The organism is Natronincola ferrireducens, assembly GCF_900100845.1.
Taxonomy (GTDB): domain Bacteria; phylum Bacillota; class Clostridia; order Peptostreptococcales; family Natronincolaceae; genus Natronincola_B; species Natronincola_B ferrireducens.
Genome location: NZ_FNFP01000009.1, coordinates 56,453 through 75,563, shown reverse-complemented (window position 1 = coordinate 75,563; position 19,111 = coordinate 56,453). Strand labels below are relative to the sequence as shown.

At 32.3% G+C, this 19,111-nt stretch carries 19 protein-coding genes; 9 read left to right on the top strand and 10 right to left on the bottom strand.

The window, feature by feature from the left end; translation table 11 throughout:
* Window positions 1-128: 128 nt before the first annotated feature.
* From BLS22_RS13270 to dnaA, 10 genes are all read right to left on the bottom strand, one after another.
* Window positions 129-926, bottom strand: coding sequence for a SigB/SigF/SigG family RNA polymerase sigma factor (locus BLS22_RS13270; RefSeq protein ID WP_090554595.1), 798 nt, complete (start codon window positions 924-926; stop codon window positions 129-131).
* Window positions 926-1,351, bottom strand: a complete 426-nt coding sequence (locus tag BLS22_RS13265; RefSeq protein ID WP_090554603.1) for an ATP-binding protein — start codon at window positions 1,349-1,351, stop codon at window positions 926-928. The genes BLS22_RS13270 and BLS22_RS13265 overlap by 1 nt, the downstream gene beginning before the upstream one ends.
* A gap of 39 nt (window positions 1,352-1,390) precedes the next feature.
* Complete coding sequence (locus BLS22_RS13260; RefSeq protein WP_090554594.1) at window positions 1,391-1,708, bottom strand: STAS domain-containing protein; 318 nt, start codon at window positions 1,706-1,708, stop codon at window positions 1,391-1,393.
* 238 nt (window positions 1,709-1,946) lie between these two features.
* Window positions 1,947-4,400, bottom strand: a complete 2,454-nt coding sequence (gyrA, locus tag BLS22_RS13255; RefSeq protein ID WP_090554592.1) for a DNA gyrase subunit A — start codon at window positions 4,398-4,400, stop codon at window positions 1,947-1,949.
* 12 nt (window positions 4,401-4,412) lie between these two features.
* Complete coding sequence (gene gyrB, locus BLS22_RS13250) at window positions 4,413-6,338, bottom strand: DNA topoisomerase (ATP-hydrolyzing) subunit B (RefSeq protein WP_090554589.1); 1,926 nt, start codon at window positions 6,336-6,338, stop codon at window positions 4,413-4,415.
* Between the two features lie 205 nt (window positions 6,339-6,543).
* Complete coding sequence (remB, locus tag BLS22_RS13245; protein ID WP_090554586.1) at window positions 6,544-6,843, bottom strand: extracellular matrix regulator RemB; 300 nt, start codon at window positions 6,841-6,843, stop codon at window positions 6,544-6,546.
* 117 nt (window positions 6,844-6,960) lie between these two features.
* Window positions 6,961-8,073, bottom strand: a complete 1,113-nt coding sequence (gene recF, locus BLS22_RS13240; RefSeq protein WP_090554583.1) for a DNA replication/repair protein RecF — start codon at window positions 8,071-8,073, stop codon at window positions 6,961-6,963.
* A gap of 54 nt (window positions 8,074-8,127) precedes the next feature.
* Window positions 8,128-8,337, bottom strand: a complete 210-nt coding sequence (locus BLS22_RS13235; protein WP_090554580.1) for an RNA-binding S4 domain-containing protein — start codon at window positions 8,335-8,337, stop codon at window positions 8,128-8,130.
* A gap of 182 nt (window positions 8,338-8,519) precedes the next feature.
* The gene (dnaN, locus tag BLS22_RS13230) at window positions 8,520-9,623 is read right to left on the bottom strand and encodes a DNA polymerase III subunit beta (RefSeq protein WP_090554577.1); all 1,104 of its coding nucleotides are present in this window, start codon (window positions 9,621-9,623) and stop codon (window positions 8,520-8,522) included.
* A gap of 235 nt (window positions 9,624-9,858) precedes the next feature.
* Window positions 9,859-11,199, bottom strand: coding sequence for a chromosomal replication initiator protein DnaA (gene dnaA, locus BLS22_RS13225; RefSeq protein WP_090554574.1), 1,341 nt, complete (start codon window positions 11,197-11,199; stop codon window positions 9,859-9,861).
* Window positions 11,200-11,886: 687 nt separating this feature from the next.
* Between dnaA and rpmH the strand changes: the two genes are divergently transcribed.
* The 9 genes from rpmH (at window position 11,887) to noc (ending at window position 19,079) form a co-directional block, all read left to right on the top strand.
* Window positions 11,887-12,021: a 50S ribosomal protein L34 gene (rpmH, locus tag BLS22_RS13220; protein WP_090554572.1), complete on the top strand. Its 135-nt coding sequence runs from the start codon at window positions 11,887-11,889 to the stop codon at window positions 12,019-12,021.
* Window positions 12,022-12,124: 103 nt separating this feature from the next.
* On the top strand, window positions 12,125-12,466 hold the full coding sequence (rnpA, locus tag BLS22_RS13215; protein WP_090554570.1) for a ribonuclease P protein component: 342 nt from the start codon (window positions 12,125-12,127) through the stop codon (window positions 12,464-12,466).
* A 30-nt stretch (window positions 12,467-12,496) separates the two neighbouring features.
* A complete protein-coding gene (yidD, locus tag BLS22_RS13210) occupies window positions 12,497-12,709 on the top strand; it encodes a membrane protein insertion efficiency factor YidD (protein WP_090554567.1) in 213 nt (70 codons plus the stop codon).
* Between the two features lie 25 nt (window positions 12,710-12,734).
* Complete coding sequence (locus BLS22_RS13205; protein ID WP_090554564.1) at window positions 12,735-13,385, top strand: YidC/Oxa1 family membrane protein insertase; 651 nt, start codon at window positions 12,735-12,737, stop codon at window positions 13,383-13,385.
* 1 nt (window position 13,386) lies between these two features.
* Window positions 13,387-14,007, top strand: coding sequence for an RNA-binding cell elongation regulator Jag/EloR (gene jag, locus BLS22_RS13200; RefSeq protein ID WP_090554560.1), 621 nt, complete (start codon window positions 13,387-13,389; stop codon window positions 14,005-14,007).
* A 107-nt stretch (window positions 14,008-14,114) separates the two neighbouring features.
* A complete protein-coding gene (gene mnmE, locus BLS22_RS13195) occupies window positions 14,115-15,500 on the top strand; it encodes a tRNA uridine-5-carboxymethylaminomethyl(34) synthesis GTPase MnmE (RefSeq protein WP_090554557.1) in 1,386 nt (461 codons plus the stop codon).
* A 37-nt stretch (window positions 15,501-15,537) separates the two neighbouring features.
* Window positions 15,538-17,433, top strand: coding sequence for a tRNA uridine-5-carboxymethylaminomethyl(34) synthesis enzyme MnmG (mnmG, locus tag BLS22_RS13190; RefSeq protein WP_090554556.1), 1,896 nt, complete (start codon window positions 15,538-15,540; stop codon window positions 17,431-17,433).
* Window positions 17,434-17,435: 2 nt separating this feature from the next.
* A complete protein-coding gene (gene rsmG / locus BLS22_RS13185; RefSeq protein ID WP_090554554.1) occupies window positions 17,436-18,155 on the top strand; it encodes a 16S rRNA (guanine(527)-N(7))-methyltransferase RsmG in 720 nt (239 codons plus the stop codon).
* Window positions 18,156-18,278: 123 nt separating this feature from the next.
* Window positions 18,279-19,079 (top strand): nucleoid occlusion protein, encoded by an 801-nt coding sequence (gene noc, locus BLS22_RS13180; RefSeq protein WP_090554551.1) that lies wholly within the window; start codon window positions 18,279-18,281, stop codon window positions 19,077-19,079.
* Window positions 19,080-19,111 lie beyond the last annotated feature (32 nt).

Genomic DNA, 19,111 nt, shown 5'->3' with positions numbered 1-19,111 from the left:
TCTCTTCTTTTCCCAAGTGTTAACTTATCTCCCGTCACCCCTCATCTTGGGGCGACTTGTACTACTATACCAGCTTATTGCTTTCATGTCAATAGATTTTTAAATGGTTTTTTATGGTTTTTTACTGGTTATTGTACTTTAAAAAACTCTTTCTTCATCTTTTCAATAACTTTCTTTTCCATTCGAGATATGGTCATTTGAGAAACTTCTAATTCTTTTGCTACTTCTATTTGTGTTTTTGTATTAAAAAATCTATCCTTTAGTACTTTCTTTTCTACTTCATTTAATTTTTCCATAGCTTTTATAATAAAATCTTTCATTTCTATTTCATCATAGTTTTTGTCTGTTTCACCTATTAAATCGCTCATTTGAATATCTTTATCTTCACCATCATTATCATAAGTTAAATCTAAAGACTTAGGGGTGTACACTTGACTCCCTTCCATTGCCTCTATTACTTCCTCTTCAGAACATTGAAGGTACTCAGCTATATCTTGGATTTTGGGGGTTCTCTGAAGGGTTTGCTGTAGAATAACTTTAGCTGTATTTACTTTTTTTGATAACTCTTGAATTCTTCTAGGTACACGAATAGACCATCCTTTATCTCTAAAATATTTCTTTATCTCTCCTATAATTGTTGGAGTAGCAAAACTAGAAAATTCAAAACCCTTATCTATATCATATCTTTCTACTGCATAGATTAAACCTAATGACGCTACTTGATAAATGTCCTCATAATCAATACCTTTATTGATATATTTTTTTGATAAAATCTCTCCGATATATAAGTATCTATTTACCAATTCATTTCTAATCTCTATATTTTTTGTTTTTCTATAGTGTTGAAAAAGTTCTTTTTCTGATAACTCTTTTAGGGATTTATTTAGAGTCATAGTTAAATCAGAAGCCTTAGCTACGTTTTTCATTAAATATCATCCCCCACATATTTCGTCATTTTTATAACTGTTCCTTTCCCATTATTTGATGATATTTCTACATCATCCATAAGAGATCTTATGATAAAAACCCCCAACCCTCCTTCTTTTGGTTCTTTTAAATTGGGTGTCTTTATGTTGTGGTTTAAACATCCCTTGCCATTATCATAAACCGATATTACTAATTTTTCTTCATGGGAATAAAAATCTACATTGAAGTTTGCTTCTTCTTTACAAATACCATGGGTAATAGCATTGGTACAAGCTTCAGAAATAGCTACTTTAATGTCTTCAATTTTTTCAATATCAAATCCCATTCTATTAGCAATTCCACTGGCGGTTAATCTAATGACACTAACATACTCTGGTTTATTAGGTACAGATAATTTTATTACATCAATGCACTTTTTATTCATATTCATCTGCTCCTTTACACTTAACATAGTATTTTTACCTCACCCCTCTATAATAAAAATTTTATCTAATCCAGTAATATTTAATAGTTTTCGTATACTAGGTTTCATATTGATAATTATAATATTTTTGTCTTCTTCTTTTAATTTTTTCAGTGTACCTATTAGTACACCTAGTCCAGTGCTATCAATATATTCTAGACTTATAGCATCTATTTTTACTGTTTCTTTTTTTTCCTCCAACATTTTTTTAAAAGCTTCCTTTAATGTTCCTGCAGTATAAATATCTACTTCTCCCGTTAGTTTTATATCCCACATTTTATTATTTTCATCATAGTTTTTGTTTATCATTAGTGACATTATGATCCCCCCTTCATAGGCAAATGTTTTAATTTCATTAAAACGACAAAATAATTTTTTCTTTATAACATTGTACTACAAAACCCCAAAGAAGGAAAATAAAAAGAATAAAAATGCAAAGGTATGGACCACATACCTTTGCTGTGCTAAATATGGGGGTTGAATTTAAAGCTTTCGGCTTCTATTCTATATCTTCCCCCCACAGATATCCTTTAAACATAATTTTTGTAAATTATTATTATTTTTCCTCTTCTTCCTCTTCTTCCTCTTCATGTTTTGGTATTTGGGCAATAGATACGATACTTTTATTTTCATCGGTCTTCATTAAAGTAACGCCCTTTGTGTTTCGTCCCATCTTTGAAATGTTATTAACATTTAATCTTATAACAATACCGTCATTACTAATTAATAGGATTTCATCTTCATTGGTTACAATTTTAGCCCCTACTAACATTCCTGTTTTTTCAGTAACATTGTAGGTTTTTGTTCCTTTACCACCCCTAGATTGAAGACGGTATTGTTCTAGAGATGTTCTTTTTCCAAAACCTTTTTTACTAACAACCAATAGGTCTTTATTATCCTCTGCAACCTCCATACCCACTAGTTTATCTTCCTCAGATAAGGTAATACCCTTTACCCCCATAGCGCCTCTGCCCATATCCCTAACATCATCTTCTTTAAATCGAATAGCCATTCCCTTAGCTGTAATCATGATAATTTCTTCGTTGGTATCAATTAATCTCACACTGATTAATTGATCATCTTCTCTAATGCTGATGGCTATTAAACCAGTTTTTCTTGTATTTTCAAATTGGTTTAATTGGGTCTTTTTTATGATACCCTTTTGAGTTGCCATAATAAGGTATTGAGAATCCCAATTTTTATTTACTGGGATGGTGGCTGCTATCGTTTCATTTGGTCCTAGCTGTAGTAAATTTACGATAGCTGTTCCCTTTGCTTGTCTTTTGGCTTCGGGAATATCATAGACATTTAGTTTATATACCCTTCCTTGATTTGTAAAGAACAATAAATAATCATGGGTAGAGGTTATAATTAATTTTTCTACAAAATCTTCCTCACGGGTAGTAACAGCAGAAACTCCCTTTCCGCCCCTCTTTTGACTTTTGTAGGTGTCTATCGGTAGACGTTTAATATATCCAAAATGGGTTAATGTAATAACTACATCTTCTTCATCAATCATATCTTCTATATTAATTTCATCTACATCAAATAAGATTTCAGTTCTTCTATCATCATTGTATTTTTCTTTTATTTCTAATAACTCTTCTTTAATAATATTTAATACCAATTGTTCATTGGCCAGTATTTCTTTTAATTCCTTAATAAGCTTCAATACTTCTTGGTACTCCTCTTCAATTTTTTCTCTTTCTAAGCCAGTTAGTTTTTGAAGCCTCATATCTAAAATAGCTTGGGCTTGTTTTTCAGATAGTTTAAAATTATTTATTAATCCTTCTTTTGCAACTTGAACTGTTGAAGAAGATCTAATTAAGGTGATGACCTGGTCTAAATGGTCTAGGGCAATTTTTAATCCTTCTAAAATATGGGCCTTTGCCTCTGCCTTATTTAAATCATATTTGGTTCTTCGAACAATAATATCTTTTTGATGCTCTAAATAATGGTTTAATATTTCCCTAATATTTAATACTCTAGGTTGACCGTTAACTAAAGCAATCATAATAATACTAAAGGTTTCTTGCATTTGAGAGTGTTTATATAGTTTATTTAAAACTACATTGGCATTGGCGTCTCTTTTTAATTCTATAACAATCCGCATACCAGTTCGGTCACTCTCATCCCTTAAGTCTGAAATACCTTCTATCTTTTTATCCCTTACTAAGTCAGCTATTTTTTCTATCAATCTTGCTTTATTAACTTGATAGGGTATCTCTGTAACAATAATCTGTTGCTTTCCTTTTTGTATCTCCTCTATGGATGCTTTAGCCCTAACCTTAACTTTTCCCCGTCCTGTTCTATAGGCTTGTTTGATACCTTCTTTTCCCATGATGTAGGCACCAGTAGGGAAATCTGGTCCTTTTATGGATTCCATTATTTTTTCTATATCAGCTTCTGGTTCTTCAATAATACTGATAACCCCATCTATAACCTCTCCTAAATTATGGGGTGGTATAGAGGTCGCCATTCCTACAGCGATACCACTTGAACCGTTTACCAATAAATTTGGAAATTTACTAGGTAATACCACAGGTTCATTCATCGTCTCGTCAAAGTTAGGTATAAAATCTACTGTTTCTTTTTGAATATCTCGAATCATTTCCATAGAAATTTTTGAAAGCCTTGCCTCTGTATAACGCATAGCAGCAGCACTATCTCCATCAACAGAACCAAAGTTTCCATGACCATCTACTAATAAATATCTTGTAGAAAAGTTTTGGGCTAATCTTACCATAGCATCATATACAGCTGTATCCCCATGGGGGTGATACTTACCTAAAACGTCCCCAACAATACGGGCTGATTTTCTATGGGGTTTATCTGGAGTAGTATTTAATTCATTCATTGCATATAGTATTCTTCTGTGAACAGGTTTTAGTCCATCCCTTACGTCAGGAAGAGCCCTTCCTACGATAACACTCATGGCATAGTCAATATAAGACTTTTTCATTTCATCTTCTATACCTATAGGGACAATTTTATTATTTTCTTCTGTCATGTTTTATTCCCCCTATATATCTAAATTTGTAACATATTTTGCATTTTTTTCGATAAATTCTCTTCTAGGCTCCACCTTGTCCCCCATTAATGTTATAAAAATTTCGTCTGCTGCCGCTGCATCGTCTATTGTTATTTGCAATAGGGTCCTATGTTCTGGATTCATAGTTGTTTCCCAAAGTTGCTCTGGATTCATCTCCCCAAGACCTTTGTATCTTTGAATATCAGCTTTTGTTTCTCTGCCAAGGTCATCTAATATTTTATTTAACTCCTTATCAGAGTAAGCATAATACTCTGCTTTACCTTTTTTAATTTTATATAAAGGTGGTTGAGCAGCATAGATATGTCCAAATTCTACTAAAGGTTTCATATATCTAAAGAAAAATGTTAGTAATAGAGTTCGAATATGGGCACCATCTACATCGGCATCCGTCATAATGACAATTTTATGATACCTTAGTTTTTCTATATCAAACTCATCACCTATCCCAGTACCAAAGGCGGTAATCATAGCTCTAATTTCATTATAATTTAATATCTTGTCTAAACGAGCTTTTTCAACATTTAGTATTTTACCTCTTAAGGGAAGAATCGCTTGTGTAGCACGATCTCTCCCTTGCTTTGCACTGCCCCCGGCAGAGTCACCCTCTACTAAGTAGATTTCACTTAAGGCAGGATCTTTTTCCGAGCAATCTGCTAATTTTCCAGGCAGGGCAGTATTTTCTAAAACACCTTTTCTTCTTGTTAATTCTCTGGCCTTTTTCGCAGCTTCCCTAGCTCTTTGAGCTCTTAGACCTTTTTCTACAATAAGTTTAGCCTCTATGGGATTTTCCTCTAAAAAAATTTCTAGGTTTTCACCGGTAATAGATTCAGCAAGGCCCTTCATCTCACTGTTTCCTAGCTTGGTTTTAGTTTGTCCTTCAAATTGAGGATCTTCTAACTTTACAGAAACGATGGCTGTTAACCCCTCACGAATATCTTCTCCTAGTAAATTAACGTCCTTGTCCTTTAAAAATCCATTTTTTCGGGCATAATCATTGACAATTCTTGTTAAAGCAGACTTAAAACCACTTAAATGGGTTCCACCTTCTTGGGTATTAATATTATTAGCAAAACTAAAAATATTTTCTGTGTAGGCATCGGTATATTGCATGGCAACCTCTACTACACTACCTTCTTTAGATTTATCGAAATAGATAATTTTATCATGTAAAGCTTCTCTATTTTTATTTAAATGTTTAACAAATTCCTGTAGTCCACCACTGTAGTGAAAGGTTTTTTCTTGTTCTTCATCTTCACGTTTATCCTTTAGGATAATTTTAATTCCTTTGTTTAGGAAGGCCAGTTCTCTTAAACGATGCTCTAAGGTGTCATAACGATATACTATTTCATCAAATATTTCTTCATCAGGTTTAAATACAACCGTTGTTCCTGTATCTGTAGTATTACCAACCTCTTTTACATCGTATAATGGATTTCCCTTTTCATATTTTTGAAAATAGATTTTACCATTTCTCTTGATTTCTATTTCTAAATACTCTGATAGAGCATTTACAACAGATACACCTACCCCATGTAGACCACCAGAAACCTTATATCCTCCTCCTCCAAATTTACCTCCAGCATGAAGTACGGTTAATACAGTTTCTAGAGTGGATTTTCCTGTTTGAGGGTGAATATCTACTGGTATTCCCCTCCCGTTATCTGTTACCTTTATAGAATTATCCTCATTAATAATGACCTCGATTTTATCACAATAACCAGCTAAGGCCTCATCAATACTATTGTCTACTACTTCGTAAACAAGATGATGCAAACCTCTTAAACCAGTACTACCTATATACATACCTGGACGCTTTCTAACAGGATCTAATCCTTCTAACACTTGAATTTGCTCAGCAGTATACTCTTGTATTTTATGTTGTAGCTTGTTTTCCATTTTATGACCTCCTACTTTAAAAAGCATCTTTGATACTTTGGTTGGATAAACCAACTAAGTCGTGAACATAATTTATTATTTAAATTTGGTTAACTTTTTATAGGAAACCTTATATTTTTCTTTAATAATTGATTTGTAATTTGGCTTTTATAAACTATTTTTTATAGTGTAAACACTTCTGCTCTTTTACGAAATGGAACTCCCACTAAGTAAGTGAGAGTGTATCGATGAAACCAGCTCTTTTTTGTAAAGTTAATGCTGAAATAGGGGATTTGTATACGATGATTTTATGAGTACCTTTGCTATAAGTGCTTTTATCTTCTAGTCTTTCTACAAGGACAAAGGATCTAGGTTCCTCTTGAGATATTTCCTCAATGAACCCTTCTTCTTCACAAACCTTTAAAAACTCCTTACTATCCTTTGATTTAAGAGTTGATTCCATATCTAAAATAGCAATGATATCCTTTATATTTACTACGAACTCACCACCGAGATGAAGAAACATATATACTAGGCCTCCCTTCCAGCATTTTAAATATAGAAAAATCTGTAACAAGTGAAATAATTCCTATTCCACTATCCTATTATAACCTTTATTGCTATTTAATAAAAGATAATCCTTTTATTTTGATGAAATTGTACTGACTTCTCCATTACATACCGTAAATAGTTTATGTTGTTGTTTGTTTTTTATGTTTAAAGGTTCTATTATTGTTGTTGTAATAAAAGTTTGAACATTTTTGAGGTTTTGAATTAAGTAATTTTGTCTTTTTCCATCTAATTCACTCATGACATCATCTAGTAAAAGAATGGGGTATTCCCCCACCTCGCCCTTCATTAATTCCAATTCTGCCAGCTTTAATGATAGAACAGCTGTCCTTTGCTGTCCTTGAGATCCATAGTTTTTTACCTCTAAACCATTTATCTTAAATATCATATCATCACGATGGGGACCAGTTAAGGTTAATCTCCTCATCATTTCTAAATCTTTATTTTCTTTTAATTGTTTTAAAAATTTATTTTTTATTTCCTCAAATTCATCATTGTCTTTAACTTTAATATTACTATCATAATGTATTTCCAGCTCCTCTAGACCATCTGTAATTTTTCTGTGGGTTAGCTTAGCCAAAAGAGCTATTCTCTTTATAAAGTTTCTACGATAAATCATGAGCCAGGTACCACTGTTCACTAATTGTTCATCCCATATTTCTAGATCGAATTTTTTTCCTCTAAAATCCTTTAGTATTTTATTACGCTGCTGTAGTATTTTGTTGTACTGATTTAATGTATAGTAATACTTAGGCAGAATCTGAGATATATCATTATTCATGAACTTTCTTCTTTCACTAGGGCCTTCTTTAATAATTTTTAAGTCTTCAGGCGAAAATAGAACTATGTTTAGATTTCCTAGTAAATCTCCATATTTTGTTAATGAAAGTTTGTTAATTTTTATTTTTTTGTTTTTTTCCTTGTTCAATAAAACTTCAATATCTACTTTATCAGTTTGTTTTTTTACTTTAACTTTAACATAGGCACTTTCTTTTACCATGTTAATCATTTCTTGATCTTTATTGGTTCTAAAGGATTTTCCTATAGCACATAGGTATAGGGCTTCTAAAACATTGGTTTTCCCTTGGGCATTTTCTCCCACTAATATATTTAATTTAGGATGAAACTGTAGCTCCAGCTCTTTATAGTTTCTATACTGAATTAGCTTTACTTCCTCTACAAGCATGTTTTCCTTCCTCCTGTTTTCATCCTAATTTACGAAGTTAATTTATTATATTTTTTAAAGTACTTTAACTTGTAAATCTTCTACCTCAACAATATCTCCAGTTCTAATTTTTTTGCCCCGTTGGGTGACCACTTCTCCATTTACTTTAACTTCTCCATTTAAAATAAGTATTTTGGCATGACCACCACTTCCCGCTACATCAACAAACTTTAATAATTGATCTAGTTTAATGAATTCACCATCTAACTTTAACTCCTTTACCATCATTTTTCCTCCTTCTTCTTTAATAAACTTTATTAAGATGACTTAATAAGTCACCAATATGAAAGTTTAGTTTTTTAACTTTCCTTTTGATCACTTATACAGATTCCATCTTTGATTTGATGTCAGTGACTTATACACCTCGAAATAAAATAGCAACCCAGCATTTTATGCTGGGTTTTAAACTAGTTATCAGATAATCTAACAGGTAAGATTAAATAAATATAATATTCATTGTTTACGGGCTTTAGTATACCAGGACTTAGATTTGTCGTAAGTTCTAAATAAACTTCCTCATCTTCAATAATTTTTAATACATCTATTAAATATTTTGAATTAAAGGCTATGTTTATTTCTTCACCCTCAAGTTCAACCAAAACTTCTTCGTGCACTTTACCTAACTCTGAATTTGATGTAATGATAACCCTATCTTCACTAACTGCAAATTTAACTAAATTATTTTTCCCTTCCTTGGCTAGAAGAGAAGCCCTCTCAATACTGTTTAGTAAGCTTTTAGTCTTTACTTTAACCTTTGATTTATATTCTTTGGGCAAAATTTGCTTATAGTTAATAAATTCTCCCTCCAACAGGCGAGATATAATTTTTGTGTTTCCAATAGTGAACAATGCATGATTATTAGTTAAGGTAATGTTAATACTTTCATCAACATCATCAAGAATACGATTAATTTCATTTAAGGTTTTTGCAGGAATAATGGCTTTATTATCAACCGGTGACTGGATTTTTCCTTTTCTTAAAGCAAGACGATAACCGTCCAATGCTACCATATTAAGAATATCATCCTCTATTTCCATTAGAACCCCTGTTAATACAGGTCTAGCCTCATCTATAGATGTAGCAAATGCTGTTTGACGTATCATGTTTTTAAATAGGTCTTGAGCTGTCTCATAGAAATAGTCTTCCTCAATAGAAGGTAGCTCAGGAAAGTCTTTTGGATCATAGCTTATAATATTGAATTCACTATTTTCACATTTTATATAGATTTGATTATTTTCCTGTAACTGAATTTCTACTTCTGAATCTGGTAATCTTCTAATGATTTCACTAAACAGTCGGGCGTCTACTACAGCAGCTCCTTCTTCATAAGTATTTACCTCTACCACATGTTCTATTCCTATTTCTAAATCTGTAGCAACTAGTTTTAAGTAGTTATCTATAACTTCAATATACAGACCTTTTAATATAGGTAAGGTTGTTTTAGAAGAAACAGCTTTTTGAACAATTCCTATACTGTTGATTAGTGTTTTTTGTTGGCATGAAAAACGCATTTGTGGATATCCTCCCTCCATAAAATATAAAAAATAAATAAATAAAGATAGTAGTAATAGTAGTAGGGGCTGTGTTTTTGTGGATAAGTACCTAAACCCCATCAATTAGACATCTATCCACATGTGGGCAAAATGTTAAGTACCTGGTAGAAGTTGTCCACATATACAATAAAAATAAAAAACCTTTAAAGTTATTAAAAACTGTTAACAAGTTGTTGTTGATAAAAATCTCTCATTAATTACCCTTAAGCTCTGCTATAATTTTATCTATTCTTTCTTTTAAATCAGGATCATTTTTTATATCATTTGATATTTTGTCATGGGCATGCATAACTGTCGTATGATCTCTTCCACCAAACTCTTCACCTATTTTAGGGAGAGATAAATCTGTTAACTCTCTAGTAAGATACATAGCTATTTGTCTAGGATATGCAATAGCTCTAGTACGTTTTTTAGAATCTAAATCTTCAATTTTCATGTTAAATTTATTAGAAATGACCTCTTTAATAAGGGGTATATTTAACTGTCGTGCTTTAGAAGAAAAAATTTCTTTTAGAGCTTCGCTGGCTAAATCAACTGTTACTTCACTATTGGTAAGGGAAGAATAAGCAACAATACGGATAAGAGCCCCCTCTAACTCCCTTATATTTGATTGAATTTTTTTGGCAATAAAAAGCATCACTTCATCTGGAACATCTATATTTTCCATTTGAGCTTTTTTTCGCAATATAGCCGTTCTTGTTTCAAAATCAGGTGCTTGAATATCAGTAATAAGACCCCACTCAAACCTAGTCCTTAAACGATCTTCAAGGGTAGGTATATCTTTAGGAGGCCTGTCACTAGAAATGATAATTTGTTTGTTAGATTCATGTAAAGCATTAAAGGTATGGAAAAATTCTTCTTGTGTACTTTCTTTTCCAGCAATAAATTGAATATCATCGATCAATAGTACGTCTACATTACGGTATTTATTTCTAAATTCAACATTTCTATCGTCTCTAATAGAGTTAATAAGTTCATTAGTAAAAGTCTCAGAAGAAACATAAGCAACCTTCGTATTAGGATTATTTTGTAAAATATAATGGCCAATAGCATTCATCAAGTGGGTTTTACCTAAACCTACTCCTCCATAAATAAACAAAGGATTGTAGGCTTTAGCAGGAGATTCCGCTACTGCTACACAGGCTGCATGGGCAAATCTATTGCTATTACCTATAACAAAAGTATCAAAGGTGTATTTGGGATTTAGTTGGAGAGTAGGTACATGCTCAGTAAACGATCTTCTGATTGGTTTATTTTCCTTTCCAAGATTTTTCATACCTTCTTCTGTTGAGGCAATAATCTTTACCTGATATTGCTTAGAGGTAGCTTGTTTTAAAGCATTACTAATTAAAATACTATAACGATTTCTTAAAATATCTCGAATAAATTCATTAGGGCTACCTAAAACAATTTCATCGCTGTCTAAGGAAATAGGTTCAATAGCTTTTATCCAGGTGTTAAAACTCACTTCGGTTAGTTCTGTTTTAATTATAGTTAGAGTTTTTTCCCAGATTTGAGGCAGGTTATCCTTCATTGTACCAAAAATCCTCCTATCGTATTATTTATAAACAATAGAAAATTATAGCACCCAAAAAAATAAAAGTCGCTATAACTTTCGCTATTTATTTCATATAAAAATTATATTGCAGAAGTTTTTTTAAGGAATAAAAAAAGTTATCCTAAAAATTATCCACAATAATAACAAAAAAAATATGGGTTTTCTGAAAAAATAGGTAATAAAATTTGTCAACATGGTTATTAATAATGATGTGGATAAATAAAAAAACAAACAATTAATTCTATTATATAAAGAGTTATTAACAATATCAACAAATAATTTTATTACGAGAAAAAATAGTAAAATAGATACATACTAAAGTAATGTTAAAGAAAAACTTAACCTTATACACAAAACTGTCCACAAACTGTGCATAAGTGTGAATAAGGTTAATAAAACTATTCAATTTATCAACAAGTACAATTATAATAACAAATATAAAGCTGAAGTTCAACAAAAAATATAAAATTATCCACATAATCATAAGCTGTGAATAATTTTATACACAAACTCCCAGAAAGCTTTTTTCTTGACACAACCTTGCAATATCGTTATAATCTATTTGTAGTATGTTCAAAATTAAACTGCCGATATACTAACCAAGATTAAAAATTATTTAATTATACAAGAAGTACTTGTGCAGTACTTGAAGGGGGTGTACTTATGAAGAGAACATTTCAGCCAAAAAAGAGACAGAGAAGCAGAGAACACGGATTTAGAAAAAGAATGAAGACTAAAAATGGTAGAAGAATATTGAAAAGTCGTAGATTAAAAGGCAGAAAGAAATTGACAGCATAAGGCCGCACTATGTGGCCTTTTTCTGTAGTTATATTTAAAACCAAGAAAAAAAGGACTATAAAAGATGTTGGGTTTGTGGGGAGGATGGAATGGAGGAGGAAGCATGAAGACTGCCAATAGATTAAGAAAAAATGAAGACTTTCGTAAAGTATATAGACAAGCAAATTCTATGGCCAATAAATTACTTATTCTATATATAAGAAAAAATGATTTAGAATACACTCGGGCAGGCTTTACTGTTTCAAAAAAAGTAGGAAAAAGTGTTGTAAGAAGCAAAGTAAAAAGAAAGATGAGAGAAAGTTATCGTTTAAATGATAATAAATTTATTAAGGGATATGATTTGGTTTTTATTGCTAGAGAAGGGTGTAAAGAAGCTTCTTTTCAAGAAATAGAAAGTGCTTTGCTTCATTTGATGAGGAAGAAAAAGTTATTGCTTCAAAGATAAAAATTAAGACTTTATTTTGGAGATAAAAAAATGTCGAAAATTTGCATAATTTTATTATCTATATATCGTAGATGGATTTCTCCTTTAAAAAAACCAACCTGTAGGTTTTATCCCAGTTGTTCTCAATATAGTATAGATGCATACAAAACCTATGGTTTTTTAAAAGGAACTTATTTAACGTTAAGAAGAATATTAAGGTGTCATCCCTTTCATCCAGGGGGATATGACCCTTTAAAAAAATAAATTACTATTATAGGGGGTTTTAAGTTTGAACGTTATCGCACAACCGTTAGGTGCACTACTTAAATTGATATTTGATGTTATTGGTAATTATGGTATATCTATTATTATGTTTACTGTTATTGTAAAGTTAATCCTGGTTCCTTTAACATTAAAACAAACAAAATCAATGAAGCAAATGCAGGATATACAGCCAAAAGTTAAAGAAATTCAAGAAAAATATAAAAATGATAAAGAAAAAATGAATCAAAAAGTAATGGAACTATATAAAGAGTATAATGTAAGTCCTTTTGGAGGATGTCTACCCCTATTAATTCAATTTCCAATTATTATTGGTTTGTTTACAGTATTGAGAAATCCTGTGGATTACGGATTTACACAGGAAATTGTAGAAACTGGTTTTTTATGGGTACCAAGCTTATCTGCGGCAGATCCCTGGATACTACCTTTATTAGCAGGAGCTACTACCTATCTTTCTAGTATTACCATGACTTCAACTAATAAAAAAGATCCAACACAAAACATGATGAAATATTTCTTTCCTGTTATGATTTTTTGGTGGGGTAGAAGTTTTCCAGCTGGGTTAACTTTATATTGGGTAATAAGTAACTTATTCCAAGTAGGTCAACAAGTAGTGATTAATAAGCCCTATTCAAAACAAAAGGAGGGTTCAAATTAGTATGAAGTCAATAGAAGTAACAGGTAAAACAATTGAAGAGGCTATCCAACAGGGACTACAGGAGCTAGGAAAAACACGGGAACAGGTAGAGGTAAAAATTATAGAAATACCTGCAAAGGGCTTTTTAGGATTGATTGGTACAAAAATGGCTAAAGTAAAACTAACAGTTATTGATCGGCCAGAAGAGGAAGCAAAAAAATTCTTACAAGAAATGTTTAAAGGGATGGGTATAGATTCTGAAATAGAAGCAGATTTAAAAGGAGATAAACTAAATATTTATCTAGAAGGTTCTAATATGGGTGTGGTTATAGGAAGAAGAGGACAGACATTAGATGCTGTTCAATATCTAACTAGTTTAGTAGTTAATAAAAATAGAGAAAATTATCTGAAGGTTTTTATTGATACAGAGAATTATCGAAAGAAGAGGGAAGAAACTTTAATTAAACTAGCTAATAAAATGGCTAGAAAAGCAAAGAAAATGGGGAAATCCATTACATTAGAGCCTATGAATCCCTACGAAAGAAGAATTATACATGCTACTCTCCAAAACAATCCTTTTGTACAGACCTATAGTGAAGGAGAAGAACCCTACAGAAAAGTAGCTATTACCGTTAAGAGATAAACCCAGTTCATAAGCTGGGTTTCATTTTTTTAAAGTATTGTAAAATGAAAAATTTGGTATAATAACAGTGAAAAAGATTTAAAAGATAAAAAGAGGTGAAGGCATTTATGTATATAGATGATACCATTACTGCTATTGCCACCGCCCCTGGAGAGGCTGGTATAGGCATTGTAAGAATTAGTGGTGAAAAAGCATTGGATATAGCTGATAGGATATTTCAATCAAATAAAGGAAAAAAGTTAAGTCAGATGCCGGTTAGAAGGATGACCTATGGGTATATTGTAAATCCTGATACAGGAGAAAAAATAGATGAAGTGTTAATTTACTATACAAAGGGTCCCTATACCTATACAAAGGAAGATGTGGTGGAAGTTAACTGTCATGGTGGCATAATTCCTGTAAAAAAAATATTGGAGCTTATTTTGAGAAGTGGAGCTAGGGCTGCAGAACCCGGTGAATTTACAAAAAGAGCTTTTTTAAATGGAAGAATTGATTTGGCTCAAGCAGAGGCTGTAATGGATTTAATCAGTGCAAAAACCGATAAAGGGTTCGATGTAGCTCTTGACCAATTAGACGGAGCTTTATCAAAAAAAGTAGGTGGTATAAGACAAAAACTATTAGATATGCTGGCTCATATTGAAGTATCTATTGATTTTTCAGAAGAAGATGTTGATGAGGTTACTTTAGAATATTTGGTACATAAAAGTATAGAGGTTGAAAAGGACATAGATAATTTATTAAAGACAGCTGATGCAGGGAAAATTTTGAGGGAAGGATTAAATACTGTTATTGTCGGGAAACCAAATGTAGGAAAGTCTTCTCTATTAAATGCCCTGTTAAGGGAATCTAGAGCCATTGTTACAGAAATACCAGGTACTACCCGAGATGTAATCGAGGAACACCTCAATATTCGGGGTATACCACTGAAAATAATTGACACTGCTGGTATCAGAGAAACAGAAGATATTGTTGAAAAAATAGGAGTTGAAAAATCAAAGGAGTTTTTTAACAAAGCAGATTTAATTATTTTTATGTTAGATATATCTACAGAATTGACAAAGGAAGATCTACAGATTATGGAGCTTCTTCAAAAGAAAAAAGCACTTATTTTAGTGAATAAAATTGATTTGCCCCAAAGGGTTGATTTAAAGGAAATTAAGGAGCTTATTGAGGATAAAAAGATTATAAAAATATCCTTAGTGGAAGAAAAAGGTTTAGAGGCAGTAGAAGAGGCAATAGAGGAATTAGTGTACAGAGGAGAGATAAAAGCCAAGGATAGACTTTTAGTTACTAATGTAAGGCATAAAAACTCCCTAGAAAGGGCCTTGAAATCCATAAGGGAGGGTGTAGAAGCCATCAATAGAAAAATGCCTTTAGATTTTGTAGAAGTGGATGTAAAAAACACATGGGAAGCTTTAGGAGAAATATCTGGAGATACAGTTGCAGAGGATATTATTGATCATATCTTTAAAAACTTCTGTATTGGAAAATAATAAAAAAGCAAGGATTGATAGATGGAGGTAAATAAAGATGAATATACGCTATGATGGAGGGAAATATGATGTAGTTGTAGTGGGGGCAGGACATGCTGGATGTGAGGCCGCCTTAGCAGCTGCTAGAATGGGCTATAAAACTTTAATATTAACAATAACATTAGATGCAGTAGCAATGCTACCCTGCAACCCTTCTATTGGAGGAACTGGAAAGGGACATCTTGTTAGAGAAATTGATGCCCTAGGGGGAGAAATGGGGATTAATATTGATAAATCCTTTATTCAAAGTAAAATGCTAAATACAGCTAAAGGCCCTGCAGTCCATTCCCTAAGGACCCAAGCAGATAAGCTAAAGTACCACATTGAAATGAAAAAAACCTTAGAAAATCAGATGAATTTAACTTTAAAACAAGGGGAAGTTGTTGATTTAATTGTAGAGGAAAATACAGTTAAAGGTGTAGTAACTAGAACCGGAGCCGCTTATCATAGTGATGTTGTTATAGTAGCTACAGGTGTTTATTTAAGAAGCAAAATATATATTGGAGAAATAAACTATGAATCAGGACCAAACGAACTATCTCCAGCAAGGTATCTTTCTGAAAAACTAACGGCTTTAGGATGTAATATGAGACGCTTTAAAACAGGAACTCCTGCTCGAATCCATAAGGATACAATAGATTTTTCTCAAATGGATATCCATGAAGGAGATGAAGAAGTTGTACCCTTTTCTTTTTTAAATGATAAAATAGAAATAAAACAAGAGCTATGCTGGTTAACTCGAACTACAGAAGAAACCCATAAAGTGATTATGGAAAATATCAATCGTTCAGCTATGTATAGGGGAGATATGGAAAGTATAGGTCCTAGATATTGTCCTTCTATTGAAGATAAGATAGTAAGATTTAAAGACAAACAATCCCATCAGTTATTTATAGAACCTGAGGGATTAGATACAAAGGAAATGTACCTTCAAGGGATGTCCACAAGTCTTCCTGAAGAAGTTCAGGAGGTTATGATAAAGACGGTTAAGGGATTGGAAAATGTAAAGGTAATGCGTCCTGCCTATGCCATTGAATACGATTGTATAGATCCTACCCAATTAAAACCTTCTTTAGAAATAAAACATATTAATAATCTTTTTAGTGCAGGTCAGTTTAATGGATCATCAGGCTATGAAGAGGCTGCAGCCCAAGGTTTAATGGCAGGGATAAATGCTGTATTAAAGCTACAAGGAAAAGAACCTTTTGTTTTAGATAGATCGGAGGCCTACATAGGTGTGTTGATTGATGATTTAGTGACAAAGGGAACCAATGAACCCTATCGCATGATGACTTCTAGAGCAGAGTATCGTTTAATACTAAGACAGGATAATGCAGATCTAAGATTAACACCTAAGGGATATGAAATTGGGTTAGTAACCCAAGAAAGGTACGAAAAACACCTCCGTAAAAAACAACAAATAGAAGAGGAGATGGAGAGGCTTAAAAAAACCAATATTTCTCCAGATGTAGGGAATCCTTTATTAGCAAGTCTTAACAGTTCTCTTATTAAAGCAGGAGTTTCTCTATATGATTTATTAAAAAGACCAGAGGTTTCCTATGAAATGTTAAAAACCATTGATACCACTAGACCAAAAGACATCATGAAGGATGCTGCAAATCAATGTGAGATTGTTATAAAATATGAAGGATATATTGATAAACAGCTAAAGCAAATAGATCAATTTAAAAAGCTAGAAAGCAGAAAGCTTTATGAAGATATTAACTATAATGATATAGATGGATTAAGGCTAGAGGCAAGGCAAAAGCTTAATAGTATCAAACCCCTTTCAGTAGGACAGGCCTCGAGAATATCAGGGGTTTCACCAGCTGATATTTCGGTTTTGCTGGTTTATTTGGAGCAAAAAAGAAGACAAAAAGGGGGCAAGGAATAAAAATGAATTTAGCAGCACTTTTACAAGAGGGATGCAATGAACTGGATATAAATATTCAAGAAAAACAAGTTAATCAAATGTTAAAGTACAAGGATCTGCTGTTGGAATGGAATGAAAAGATGAATCTAACAGCCATTGAAGAGGAACGAGAGGTAATCATTAAACATTTCTTAGATTCTATATCTTGTTTAAAGGTTCAACAGTTAAAAAATAGCGGTAAAGTGATAGATGTAGGGACGGGGGCTGGTTTTCCAGGGATTCCTTTAAAGGCGATGTTTCCCCAACTAAAATTAACCCTGTTGGATTCCTTAAACAAAAGGATTAATTTTTTAAAAGAGGTATGCCTTCAATTGGAGCTTCAAGATGTAGAGTTTATCCACGGAAGGGCAGAGGATTATGGACAAAATAAAAACCATAGGGAAGTCTATGATTATGCAGTTGCTAGGGCTGTAGCTCCTTTAAACATATTGGTGGAGTATTGTCTACCCTTTGTAAAGGTGGGGGGATTCTTTATATGTCAAAAAGGTAAAGCACTAGATGAAGAATTAGTTGAAGGTGAGAAGGCAATTAAAGTACTGGGGGGAAAGGTTATTGATAAAAAAGAAATTCCTTTACCCTTCAGTGATATTACCCATAACATTTTAATAATAGAAAAAACAGGAGTAACATCGACAAAATATCCAAGAAAAGCAGGAAAACCTACAAAGGACCCTATTAAATAAGAGGTATTAGAGAGGATTTTGTAAAACGAAAAAAATATTTTTCTGTAAAAAATAGAAGGAGACAACCTACTTTTATAGAATTAATAGTACTATGGAAATTCCTTAAAGAAGCGGGGGATTAAGATGAGTAACGCTGAAAAGAAGGTTTTAGAAATAGCTATAGAGTCAGTTATTTCTAATCCTTATCAACCAAGAAAAAGTTTTTCGCAAGCAAGCCTTCAAGAGCTGAGTCAATCTATAAAGGCCTATGGTGTGTTACAGCCAATAAGTGTAAGACAAATTGGGGATGAAAAGTATGAGTTAATAGCAGGAGAAAGAAGAGTTAAAGCTGCTAAATTAGCAGAGTTGAAAACCATACCTGCTATTGTTAATAATCAGTTTAATGATAAAGATTCTGCTGTATTAGCTATTATAGAAAATCTTCAAAGGGAGGACTTAAACTTTATAGAAGAGGCAGAGGGATACTTTAACTTAATTGAGGATCATGGATTAACCCAACAGGAGTTGGCCCAGCGGATAGGAAAAAATCAATCTACTATTGCTAACAAACTAAGAATACTTCGATTAAGCAAAGAAATCAAAGAAAAAATATTAGAGAATGGATTAACGGAAAGACATGCTAGAGCGCTACTAAAGCTTCCAGACGATGAGTTAAGAATTTTAGCTTTGGAAAAAATCATTAAAAATGATCTTAATGTAAAAAAAGCGGAGGATTTTATCCAAAGTATGCTGGAGGAAATAGCAGTTACTCAGGAAGAGCCTGTAAGAAAGCAGAGAATCAAAAGTTTTATGAACTATAAAATTTACATTAACACTATTAAGCAAGCTTATGATGCTATTAAGGATAAACAAGAAAAAGCAGAGTTTACACAAATAGATAAAGGAGACTTTATAGAAGTAACGGTTAAGATACCTAAAGCTTAACCTCAAAAAATAGTTTAACTTTAAAAAGATTA